An 11,030-nucleotide genomic window follows, 5' to 3' on the forward strand; every position below is an offset into this window, starting at 1 on the left:
GCTTCCTCCTGGACGGTGAGCTGACCACGGCCGGCCGCCATCCGCAGAGCGACATCTTCCTCGACGACTTCACCGTGTCCCGGCGTCATGTGGAGTTCCGCAGGGCCGCCGACGGCAGCTTCACCGTCACGGATGTCGGCAGTCTCAACGGCACCTACGTCAACCGGGAGCCGATCGACTCGGTCGTCCTCGCGAACGGTGACGAGGTTCAGATCGGTAAGTACAGGCTGGTCTTCTACTCGAGCCAGCGGGGCGTGTGACCCTCAGGGAAATCCATGCTGCGAACTCCGACGGGCGGTGCCGGTCACGGCACCGCCGGTGGTGACAGGCTGGTCAGCATCGGGTCGGTGCTGAACCAGCTGCGTGACGAGTTTCCCGAGGTCACGATCTCCAAGATCCGTTTCCTGGAGGCCGAGGGACTGGTCGAGCCGCGGCGCACCCCTTCCGGCTATCGAAAGTTCAGCCCGGAGGACGTCGAGCGCCTGGCGCAGGTGCTGCGCATGCAGCGGGATCACTATCTTCCCCTGAAGGTCATCCGGGAGCATCTCGATGCCCTGGGCCGTGGTGAGCAGGTCCCGCTGACACCCCAGGGCGCGGGCCGGGACCTGCCCCCGGCCGGGGACCCGGAGCCGGACCGCCCCACGGCCGCGCGGGTGGGCCGGGCCGAGCTGCTCGCCGCCGCGGAGGTGACCGAGGCGGAGCTCGACGAGTGGGAGTCGTACGGACTCATCACTCCGGCGGCGGACGGCGGTTACGACGCCGAATCCGTGACGGTCGCCAAACTGATCGCGGATCTGGGGAGATTCGGTCTGGAACCCAGGCACCTGCGTGCCATGAAGGCTGCCGCGGACCGCGAGGCCGGTCTGGTCGAACAAGTGGTCGCCCCACTGCGCCGGCACCGCAATCCGCAGACCAGGGCCCATGCCGAGGCGACCACGAAGGAGCTGGCGGCGCTGTCCGTGCGGCTCCACACGGCCCTGATGCAGACGGCACTGGGTGTCCGCCTGCACTGAGGTTGCACTGAGCTTGTCCTGATCTTGGGGCGGCCCGACTACCCAAACCTGCCGGGCACGTCCTAGGGTTGCTGTGTGAACGAGCTCGACGTTGTGGGTGTCCGGGTGGAAATGCCCTCCAACCAGCCGATCGTGCTCCTGCGTGAAGTGGGAGGCGACCGGTACCTCCCCATCTGGATCGGCCCCGGGGAGGCGACCGCGATTGCCTTCGCGCAGCAGGGCATGGCCCCCGCCAGGCCGCTGACCCACGACCTCTTCAAGGACGTGCTGGAGGCCGTCGGGCAGGAACTCACCGAGGTCCGGATCACGGACCTGCGTGAGGGCGTGTTCTACGCGGAGCTGGTCTTCGCCAGCGGGGTCGAGGTGAGCGCCCGGCCGTCCGACGCCATAGCACTCGCGCTGCGCACCGGTACACCCATCTACGGCAGTGACGGGGTACTGGACGACGCGGGCATCGCGATCCCGGACGAGCAGGAGGACGAGGTGGAGAAGTTCCGCGAGTTCCTCGACCAGATCTCGCCCGAGGACTTCGGCTCCAGCAGCCAGTGACCTTGCACCGTCGGCTCGCACCGGCTTGCGCGGGCGCATTCGGAAAGCCGTTCCCCGGACCGGGGCACGGAAAACCACTCTCAGGGTGATTATCACTCGGCGTGCCGAGTGTGGCGATCGTTGACGCACCCCGAGCGACTGCCTACCGTCGAGATGGCAGGTCAAGGACGGAGGTCGGCGTGAGAAGCAGCGGCGACGGTACGGCGGCAGGTTCCCTCGGACACACTCCGATGGAGGGCGGGGCGTATCAGGTTCACGGCAGTGCGACGGCCGACCCGACGACAGAGACCATCGGCTACCGGGGGCCGACCGCGTGCGCGGCGGCGGGGATCACCTACCGGCAGCTCGACTACTGGGCACGGACCGGCCTGGTGGAGCCGAGCGTGCGGCCGGCGTACGGATCGGGCACCCAGCGGCTCTACAGCTTCCGGGACGTCGTCGTCCTGAAGATCGTGAAGCGTTTCCTGGACACGGGCGTCGCGCTGCAGAACATCCGGGCCGCGGTGCAGCACCTGCGGGCCCGCGGCTTCGCGGATCTGGAGCGGATGACGCTCATGAGCGACGGCGCGACCGTGTACGAATGCTCCTCGCCCGACGAGGTCGTGGACCTGCTCCAGGGCGGCCAGGGCGTCTTCGGGATCGCCGTCGGCGTGGTGTGGCGGGACGTCGAGGCGGCGCTGTCGCAGCTGCACGGCGAGCGCATCGACACCGGTGAGACGCTGATCGGCCACGATCCGAGCGACGAGCTGGCCAGACGCCGCCGCGAGCGGGCGGGCTGAACCGTGCGGGGCCCGGCGCCCCGCAGAGGCTCATGGCGCGGCTCGTACGCCTGTACGGCCGATTGTCAGTGGCATAGGGCAGCATCAGAGCTGTGAGACCCGCGCCGACCATTCTGCATCTGGACATGGATGCGTTCTTCGCCGCTGCCGAGCAGGCGGCGAAGCCCAGTCTGCGCGGAAAACCGGTGATCGTCGGCGGGCTGGGGCCGCGTGGCGTGGTGGCCACCGCGTCGTACGAGGCGAGACGGTTCGGGGTGCATTCGGCGATGCCGATGGCGCAGGCCCGGCGGCTGTGTCCGAACGCCGCGTATCTGGTGCCGCGGTTCTCGCTCTACCGGTCGGTGAGCGACCAGGTGATGGAGCTGCTCGGCCGTCTGTCGCCGCTGGTGGAGCCGCTGAGCCTGGATGAGGCCTTTGTCGACCTGGAGGCGGGTGGGGCGGCCCATGACTCGCGATCGGCGCGGGAAGCCGGTGAGCGGCTGCGCAGGGACATTCTCGGGGGCACGGGTCTGACCGGCTCGGTGGGGCTGGCGGGTTCGAAGATGCTCGCGAAGATCGCCTCCGAGCAGGCCAAGCCGGACGGACTCGTCCTCATCGAGCCGGGCACCGAGCGGGAACTGCTCGGGCCGATGTCGGTCCGGATGCTGCCCGGAGTGGGGCCGGCGACGGGGGAGCATCTGCGGCGGGCGGGCATGACCACGGTCGCCGAGCTGGCGGAGGCGGGTGAGGACGAGCTCGTACGGCTGCTGGGGAGGGCGCACGGGACGGCGCTGTACCGGATGGCGATGGGCTTCGACGACCGTCCCGTGGTCGCCGAGCGGGATGCCAAATCGGTGTCCGTGGAGGACACCTTCGATGTGGATCTGCATGACCGGGTGCGGATCAGGATCGAGGTGGAGCGGCTTGCCGACCGGTGTGTGAAGCGACTGCGCGGCTCCGGGCATTCGGGGCGCACGATCGTGCTGAAGGTACGGCGGTTCGACTTCTCGACGCTGACGCGGTCGGAGACGCTGCGGGGGCCGACGGATGACCCGGCGGTGGTGCGGGAAGCAGCGGCCCGGCTGCTGGAGGCGGTGGACACCACGGGCGGCGTCCGGCTGCTGGGCGTCGGAGTCAGCGGCCTGGCCGACTACACCCAGGAGGATCTGTTCGCGCAGGCCGCAGCCGGCGAGCACGCGGACGAGGAGGGAACCGGGGCTTCTGAGCACCGTCCTGGAGGCGAGGAGCCGCCGCAGGAGGAGCTGCCTCCGGCCGAGCGGCGCTGGGCCGCGGGCCATGATGTGCGGCACGCCGAGTACGGAGCGGGATGGGTTCAGGGCAGTGGGCTCGGTCGGGTCACCGTCCGCTTCGAGGAGCCCTGGTCGGTCGTCCCGGGGCGGGTGCGGACCTTCTCGGTGGACGATCCGGCGCTGGAGCCGTCGGAGCCGCTGCCGCTGGTGCGGCAGCCGCCGGATCAGTCGTCGTCGTGGCCCGCCAGCCGGCCGAAGTCCCGGTCGGATATGGAACCCGGGCCGGATGCGGGGCCGGTGCCCGGGGGGTCCGTAGTGGTGTCGTCGGAGGCGGGCGGCGGCGAGGGTGTGGGGGAGGCTGCCGGCTTCTCCGGCGGAGCGGGAAGGTCGAGTCCGTAGTGGTGGTACAGCTGCAGCTCCTGCTCGGGGGAGAGGTGCCGGCCGACACCGAAGTCGGGGGCGTCCTTGATCAGCGCCCGCTCGAAGGGGATGTGCAAACCGTCGCCCGCGAGTTCGCTGGGCTCCAGGGGCACGAACGCGTCCCGGCTGAACAGGCCCGTGCGTACCGCCGCCCACTCCGGGACCCCCGTCGCGTCGTCGAGATACACCTCGTCCACGGTCCCGATCTTGGCGCCGTTGCGGTCGAACGCCTTGCGGCCGATCAGGCTGCGCGGATCGATATCGGTCTGCACGGTCCCTCCTACAGGTCGCAACGGTTCACTGAACACAACGGTTCACTGAACACTACGAAAGTGCACAACTGAGGCGTCGGCCACTCGAGGGTTGAGGCCAAGACCTCGCTGGTAGGCTGGCAGGCGGCTGTTGACCCCGTGCGGGAGAGTGCTCCGGTGAAAGTGCCGGAGACGCCGAAGGAGCAAATCCTCCCCGGAATCTCTCAGGCCCCTGTACCGCACGGACGAGGTCACTCTGGAAAGCAGGGCGGGCGTTTGACGGCATCCGCTCTCACCGACGGTGAAAGCCGGGCTGCCCTCGGGGCGGTCCGGTGAAGCTCTCAGGTTGAGATGACAGAGGGGGAGGCCGTCCGGGCACCCGCGCCGTGGTGCCCCTCGCAGGTCGCAATGACCAGGAGGCCTCCGCAATGACCGCCAACCGCATTCCGCTCTCCCAGCTGGAGCGAGGCACCCCCTTCGAGCAGCGCCACATCGGCCCCGACGCCGAAGCCCAGGCGAAGATGCTCGCGCAGGTCGGCTACGGCTCGCTGGACGAGCTGACCGGCGCCGCCGTGCCGGACGTGATCAAGAGCGCCGAGGCGCTAGGCCTGCCCGACGCCCGTACCGAGGCCGAGGTCCTGGCCGAGCTGCGCTCCCTCGCGGACCGCAACGAGGTGCTCGCGCCGATGATCGGCCTCGGCTACTACGGCACGTTCACCCCGCCGGTCATCCTGCGGAACGTCATGGAGAACCCGGCCTGGTACACGGCGTACACGCCGTACCAGCCGGAGATCTCGCAGGGCCGGCTGGAGGCGCTGCTCAACTTCCAGACGATGGTCGCGGACCTGACCGGTCTGCCGACCTCCGGGGCCTCGCTGCTCGACGAGGGCACTGCGGCCGCCGAGGCCATGGCGCTGTCCCGCCGCGTCGGCAAGGTCAAGGACGGCGTCTTCCTGATCGACGCCGACACCCTGCCGCAGACCGTCGCCGTGATCGAGACCCGCGCCGAGCCGACCGGTGTCGAGGTCGTCGTCGCCGACCTCAGCGAGGGCATCCCGGCCCAGATCGCCGAGCGTGGCGTCTTCGGCGTGCTGCTCCAGTACCCGGGTGCTTCCGGCGCCGTCCGCGACATCAAGCCGGTCATCGAGCAGGCCCATGAGCTCGGCGCGATCGTCACCGTGGCTGCCGACCTGCTGGCGCTGACCCTGCTCACCTCGCCCGGCGAGCTGGGCGCGGACATCGCCGTCGGCACCACCCAGCGCTTCGGCGTCCCCATGGGCTTCGGCGGCCCGCACGCCGGTTACATGGCGGTCCAGGCCAAGCACGCCCGCAGCCTGCCCGGTCGCCTCGTCGGCGTCTCCGTCGACGCCGACGGCAACAAGGCCTACCGCCTGGCGCTGCAGACGCGTGAGCAGCACATCCGCCGCGAGAAGGCCACCAGCAACATCTGCACCGCGCAGGTGCTGCTCGCGGTCATGGCCGGAATGTACGCCGTCTACCACGGCCCCGAGGGCCTGAAGGCGATATCCCGCCGCACCCACCGCTACGCCGCGATCCTCGCCGAGGGGCTGCGCGCCGGCGGTGTCGAGATCGTGCACGGCGCGTACTTCGACACGCTGACCGCCCGGGTCCCGGGCAAGGCCGCCGACATCGTCGCCGCCGCCCGTGAGAACGGGGTCAACCTGCACCTCGTGGACGCCGACCAGGTCTCCCTCGCCTGTGACGAGACCACGGGCCGCGCCCAGCTCACCGCCGTCTGGTCCGCCTTCGGCGTCGAGGGCGACATCGAGGCGCTCGACGCGACGGTCGACGACACCCTCCCGGCCGCCCTGCTGCGGACCGATGACGTCCTCACCCACCCGGTCTTCCACGCGCACCGCTCCGAGACCGCGATGCTGCGCTACCTGCGCAAGCTCGCCGACCGTGACTACGCGCTCGACCGCGGCATGATCCCGCTCGGCTCCTGCACCATGAAGCTGAACGCGACCACCGAGATGGAGCCGGTCACCTGGCCGGAGTTCGGCCAGATCCACCCCTTCGCCCCGGTCGAGCAGGCCCAGGGCTATCTCACCCTCATCCGTGAGCTGGAGGAACGTCTCTCCGAGGTCACCGGCTACGACAAGGTCTCCATCCAGCCGAACGCCGGCTCGCAGGGCGAGCTCGCCGGCCTGCTGGCGGTGCGCGCGTACCACCGTGCCAACGGCGACGACCAGCGCACCGTCTGCCTCATCCCGTCCTCCGCGCACGGCACCAACGCGGCCAGCGCGGTGATGGCCGGAATGAAGGTCGTGGTGGTCAAGACCGCCGACGACGGCGAGATCGACGTGGCGGACCTGCGCGCCAAGATCGAGCAGTACCGTGACGAGCTGTCCGTGCTCATGATCACGTACCCTTCGACGCACGGGGTGTTCGAGGAGCACGTCGCCGACATCTGCGCCCAGGTCCATGAGGCCGGTGGCCAGGTGTACGTCGACGGCGCCAACCTCAACGCGCTGGTGGGCCTTGCCAAGCCGGGCAAGTTCGGCGGCGACGTCTCGCACCTCAACCTGCACAAGACCTTCTGCATCCCGCACGGCGGCGGTGGCCCCGGCGTCGGCCCGGTCGGCGTCCGCGAGCACCTCGCCCCGTACCTCCCGAACCACCCGCTCCAGCCGACCGCCGGTCCCGAGACGGGCGTCGGACCGATCTCCGCCGCCCCGTGGGGCTCCGCCGGCATCCTGCCGATCTCCTGGGCGTACGTCCGGCTGATGGGCGGCGAGGGCCTCAAGCGCGCCACCCAGGTCGCCGTGCTCGCGGCGAACTACATCGCCAAGCGCCTGGAGCCGCACTACCCCGTGCTCTACACCGGTCCGGCCGGGCTCGTCGCACACGAGTGCATCGTGGATCTGCGGCCGCTGTCGAAGGCGACCGGAGTCAGCGTCGACGACATCGCCAAGCGACTGATCGACTACGGCTTCCACGCGCCGACGATGTCGTTCCCGGTGGCCGGCACGCTCATGATCGAGCCCACCGAGAGCGAGGACCTCACCGAGATCGACCGGTTCTGCGACGCGATGATCGCGATCCGCGCGGAGATCGAGAAGGTCGCCGCGGGCGAGTGGCCCGCGGAGGACAACCCGCTGCGCAACGCGCCGCACACCGCGGCCGCGCTCGGCGGGGAGTGGGAGCACGCCTACACCCGCCAGGAGGCGGTCTTCCCGGCCGGCGTCCAGGCCGCGGAGAAGTACTGGCCGCCGGTGCGCCGGATCGACGGGGCGTTCGGCGACCGTAACCTGGTCTGCTCCTGCCCGCCGCTCGACGAGTACGACGGCTGACGCGCCCGGACATGCGTCAGGGCCGGTTCGGAGATCGCCTCCGAGCCGGCCCGTCGTTGTCCGGTGCAGTTGTCCGGTGTGGTGTCCGGTGTGGTGCTGTGTCCGGCGCGGCTCGTCCGCCCCGGGTGCTGCCCTAGGCTGCCGTGACCACTCGCAGCGGCCGGTGCGGGGCGATGATCTGCCCGTCCGGGAGCAGCTCACCGGTGTCCTCGAAGAGCAGGACGCCGTTGCACAGCAGACTCCAGCCCTGCTCCGGGTGGTGCGCCACGAGACGGGCGGCCTCCCGGTCGGCGGATTCGGCTTTCGGGCAGGGTGGCTGGTGCTGGCACATGGATGGGTTCTTTCGCTGCGGTGTGGAGACTGTCCTGCGGCTCGATGCGGTGTTCATGGCCGCCCCCCGTATCTTGTTCGGTCCGGTCCCAGTGTTGCCCCACGGGCGTCACATCCGCAGGGATTTAGCGGCACCTCGTCTTAACACTTAATGACGTATCACCCGCGCGGACGGTTCAGTCCAACTGCACCGTCTCTTCGGGTGGTTCGGGGTGGCCGGAGTGGGCTAGTCCGGACGGGGCATGTCCATGCCCCGTGACCTGAGGTCACGGGGCATGGACACCGTGTGCCCGTCGCTCAGGCAGGCGACCCGAGCAGTGGCGCGGGGGTGACACGCAGCGTCAGCACCGGCAGCAGATCCGCGACCAGGTGTGCCCGGTGGGCTGCGATACCCGGTGGCGCGGGGGCGAGCGGCACCAGCAGATCGGCCGGCGCCGGCTTGCCCGCCGCCGCGTCCGCCTCGGTGTTCCTGTGCAGCCACAGCGTGAGCATGTACAGCTCGGGTACCGACAGCAGCCGTGGCTGATACGCACCGGGGACGGCCTCCGCCTGCTGCAGCGCACGCTCCGTCGAGGCGATGTACGGGCCCTCGAAGAAGTGCGAGAAGGCCCAGCCGTCCGGGGTCAGCATGGTGTCCGCGGCGGCGATGGCACGCTCACCGCTGCGGATGAGGAACCGCCAGCCGGCCAGCCGGGTGCGTGGCCTGCGGCTGCCGTGCGGGACGACCTGGTCGAGCACGTGGACGGGGAGCGGGAGTTCGGCACTCACCGCTCCTTGGACGGAACGGAGGGCGGGAGTACGAGCCTCGCGGACTGCGGCGGGGGAACCGAGTGCCGCGAGGACGCTGCGCAGGGCAGGCGCGGGGGCAGGGGGAACAAGCAGCGGCATGGTGGGTCGCCTCTCACTCAAGAGACAGGGTGATGCGAGGGCAGATGCGGACGGCACTGTCAGCGTGGGCCAGAGGGGGCCGAATTTCCATGGCCGGGCGCCGACTCTCTGCCTCGTTCGCGGAGTTTATACGACACGTGTTCACGCAATGCTTCTGCTAGCCGCCCCCGCTATTGCGTTCAAGGGCGCATCCGGCCTTTCTGGCGGGGAGTTTCTGATGATTTTCCATGAACGCGCTGCCGTCACCTGGGGTGTTACCCCACGAGCGGTCGGCCGAATCTCGTCGGCGTTTTGACCACGCATCGGGAAGCGGTAACTGCGTACCGCTCCATGCCGAAGGAATGTGCCGCGTGAATGCCGAACCAGACTAGCGGTCCGCGGTCGCGCGCGGGGCGTTATGGATCACTCGGCCTGGGCATTATCGTCCGTGACGTAAGTGGCCGACGCCGTCGGCCGCCCACTCGAGGAGGGGTGCTTCCATGGGGGAGAAGGTCGTGGCAGGCGGGTTCGACCTGTCCGATCGGCAAAGGTACCGGAGAAAGCTCCAGCAGTGTCTGGCGGGACTGGGGAGGCTCCTGGCGGAGAAGAGGTTCGATCGGCCCAAGAATCTGATGGGGCTGGAGATCGAGCTGAATCTCGCCGGGGCCGACGGGTTGCCGCGGATGATGAATGCTGAAGTGCTCGACCGGATAGCCAGCCGAGATTTCCAGACCGAGCTGGGAATGTTCAATCTGGAGGTCAACATAGCCCCCCACCGGCTCGGCGGCCGAGTTCTCGATCAGCTCGCGGAGGAGCTCCGTACCGGATTGGGATATGCCCACCGCAAATCCGCCGAGGTCGACGCCGGGATCGTGATGATCGGAATTCTCCCGACGCTGACCCGCCATGACCTGGTCTCCGCGAATCTCTCGGAGGTCGACCGTTACGTCCTGCTCAACGACCAGATCGTCGCCGCCCGCGGCGAGGACTTCACCCTCGACATCGAGGGAGTGGAGCGGCTGAGCTGCACCTCGACGTCGATCGCGCCCGAAGCCGCCTGTACGTCCGTGCAGTTGCACCTCCAGGTGACCCCCGGCCGGTTCGCCCAGGTGTGGAACGCCGCGCAGGCGATCGCGTCCGTCCAGATCGCGGTCGGCGCGAACTCACCCTTCCTGTTCGGCAGGGAGCTGTGGCGCGAGTCCCGGCCGCCGCTGTTCCAGCAGGCCACCGACACCCGGCCGCCCGAGCTCCAGGCGCAGGGCGTACGGCCCAGGACCTGGTTCGGCGAGTGCTGGGTCGGCTCGGCGTACGAGCTCTTCGAGGAGAACCTGCGGTACTTCCCGGCGCTGCTGCCGATCTGCGACGAAGAGGACCCGCTACGGGTGCTCGACGACGGCGGCGTGCCGCGCCTGCAGGAGCTCGTCCTGCACAACGGCACGGTCTACCGCTGGAACCGTCCCGTGTACGGACTCGCCGACGGCGTACCGCATCTGCGCGTCGAGAACCGGGTCCTCCCGGCCGGGCCCACCGTCACCGACGTGGTGGCGAACGCGGCGCTCTACTACGGGCTGGTGCGGGCGCTGGCGGAGGAGTCGCGGCCGGTGTGGACCCGGATGCCGTTCGAGGTCGCCGCCGCCAATTTCGACACGGCGTGCCGTTACGGCATCGACGCCGAGCTCCAGTGGCCGCGGCCGGGCCGTTCCGGCGGCATGACACGCGTACCGGCCGTCAAGCTCGTACGGGACGAACTGCTGCCGCTCGCCGCGGCCGGACTGGACGCGTGGAACGTGGAGCCGGCGGACCGCGATTTCTACCTCGGGGTCATCGAGGGGCGGTGCCGGCGCCGGGTGAACGGCGCGTCCTGGCAGGCGGACGCCTTCCACCGGGCCCTGGAGTCCGGACTGGACCGGGAAGCCGCGCTGGCGGCCGTCACCCGCCGGTACTCCGAGCTGATGCATCTGGGCGATCCCGTGCACACCTGGCCGGTCTGGCCGGCGGGCTGACCGCTCACGGCAGCCCGCGTTCCTGCTTGCCCCTGCCCCTGCCCCTGCCCCTGCCACTCGCCCCGCCTCGACGCCTCCGCGCCTCGACGTCCTCGTGCGCCCCTGCCTTCGTCCGCCGCGCCGTCGTCGGGCAAGCTGTGGCGACGGGACGAGGCAACAGGAGGCAGGTGTGCAGGCGGAGGCGGGACGTGAGTCCGGTTGGCTCCCCGAGGGAGGTTTGTCACGGAGGACACTGCGGTCGGAGACCCTGCTCGTCCTGGCGCTCTCGCTGGGTG

General features: G+C 69.9%; 9 protein-coding genes, 2 pseudogenes and 1 riboswitch. Of the genes and pseudogenes, 8 read left to right on the top strand and 3 right to left on the bottom strand.

The annotated features are described in order from the left end of the window. The 5 genes from ACWGI8_RS29925 to ACWGI8_RS29945 all read left to right on the top strand — a co-directional run. A partial coding sequence (locus tag ACWGI8_RS29925; protein WP_453665604.1) for an FHA domain-containing protein occupies nt 1–260 on the top strand: 260 nt, incomplete at its 5' end. 15 nt (nt 261–275) lie between these two features. Next, nucleotides 276–1,013, top strand: coding sequence for a transcriptional regulator FtsR (ftsR, locus tag ACWGI8_RS29930; protein WP_453665606.1), 738 nt, complete (start codon nt 276–278; stop codon nt 1,011–1,013). 75 nt (nt 1,014–1,088) lie between these two features. Continuing rightward, on the top strand, nt 1,089–1,562 hold the full coding sequence (locus tag ACWGI8_RS29935; protein ID WP_026281837.1) for a bifunctional nuclease family protein: 474 nt from the start codon (nt 1,089–1,091) through the stop codon (nt 1,560–1,562). 230 nt (nt 1,563–1,792) lie between these two features. Beyond that, a complete protein-coding gene (locus ACWGI8_RS29940) occupies nt 1,793–2,341 on the top strand; it encodes a MerR family transcriptional regulator (RefSeq protein ID WP_453665615.1) in 549 nt (182 codons plus the stop codon). A 92-nt stretch (nt 2,342–2,433) separates the two neighbouring features. Next, entirely contained in the window at nt 2,434–3,969 is a 1,536-nt protein-coding gene (locus ACWGI8_RS29945) for a DNA polymerase IV (RefSeq protein ID WP_453665608.1), read from the top strand. 161 nt (nt 3,970–4,130) lie between these two features. Here the strand turns inward: ACWGI8_RS29945 and ACWGI8_RS29950 are convergent. Then, nucleotides 4,131–4,298 (bottom strand): annotated as a pseudogene (locus ACWGI8_RS29950) (PRC-barrel domain-containing protein); the annotation flags it as partial. A 95-nt stretch (nt 4,299–4,393) separates the two neighbouring features. Continuing rightward, nucleotides 4,394–4,491: riboswitch (glycine riboswitch) on the top strand. 178 nt (nt 4,492–4,669) lie between these two features. On the opposite strand from ACWGI8_RS29950, the gene gcvP reads away from it, so the two are divergent. Further along, nucleotides 4,670–7,555: an aminomethyl-transferring glycine dehydrogenase gene (gcvP, locus tag ACWGI8_RS29955; protein WP_453665609.1), complete on the top strand. Its 2,886-nt coding sequence runs from the start codon at nt 4,670–4,672 to the stop codon at nt 7,553–7,555. 133 nt (nt 7,556–7,688) lie between these two features. On the opposite strand, the gene ACWGI8_RS29960 is transcribed toward gcvP, so the two are convergent. Together ACWGI8_RS29960 and ACWGI8_RS29965 are read right to left on the bottom strand one after the other, a co-directional pair. After that, the gene (locus tag ACWGI8_RS29960) at nt 7,689–7,886 is read right to left on the bottom strand and encodes a DUF5999 family protein (protein ID WP_453665611.1); all 198 of its coding nucleotides are present in this window, start codon (nt 7,884–7,886) and stop codon (nt 7,689–7,691) included. 296 nt (nt 7,887–8,182) lie between these two features. Then, nucleotides 8,183–8,773, bottom strand: a complete 591-nt coding sequence (locus ACWGI8_RS29965; RefSeq protein ID WP_453665612.1) for a hypothetical protein — start codon at nt 8,771–8,773, stop codon at nt 8,183–8,185. A gap of 479 nt (nt 8,774–9,252) precedes the next feature. On the opposite strand from ACWGI8_RS29965, the gene ACWGI8_RS29970 reads away from it, so the two are divergent. Next, nucleotides 9,253–10,755, top strand: coding sequence for a glutamate-cysteine ligase family protein (locus ACWGI8_RS29970; protein WP_453665613.1), 1,503 nt, complete (start codon nt 9,253–9,255; stop codon nt 10,753–10,755). Nucleotides 10,756–10,924: 169 nt separating this feature from the next. After that, a pseudogene (locus ACWGI8_RS29975) lies at nt 10,925–11,030 on the top strand (CPBP family intramembrane glutamate endopeptidase); the annotation flags it as partial.

The sequence above is a fragment of the Streptomyces sp. NPDC054841 genome (assembly GCF_053611045.1).

What these genes read in the sequence shown, in the direction of transcription:
- ACWGI8_RS29965 (WP_453665612.1), bottom strand. Translation starts at nt 8,773, where the DNA reads ATGCCGCTGCTTGTTCCCCCTGCCCCCGCGCCTGCCCTGCGCAGCGTC.
- ACWGI8_RS29940 (WP_453665615.1), top strand. Translation starts at nt 1,793, where the DNA reads ATGGAGGGCGGGGCGTATCAGGTTCACGGCAGTGCGACGGCCGACCCG.
- ftsR (WP_453665606.1), top strand. Translation starts at nt 276, where the DNA reads ATGCTGCGAACTCCGACGGGCGGTGCCGGTCACGGCACCGCCGGTGGT.
- ACWGI8_RS29960 (WP_453665611.1), bottom strand. Translation starts at nt 7,886, where the DNA reads ATGTGCCAGCACCAGCCACCCTGCCCGAAAGCCGAATCCGCCGACCGG.
- ACWGI8_RS29970 (WP_453665613.1), top strand. Translation starts at nt 9,253, where the DNA reads ATGGGGGAGAAGGTCGTGGCAGGCGGGTTCGACCTGTCCGATCGGCAA.
- gcvP (WP_453665609.1), top strand. Translation starts at nt 4,670, where the DNA reads ATGACCGCCAACCGCATTCCGCTCTCCCAGCTGGAGCGAGGCACCCCC.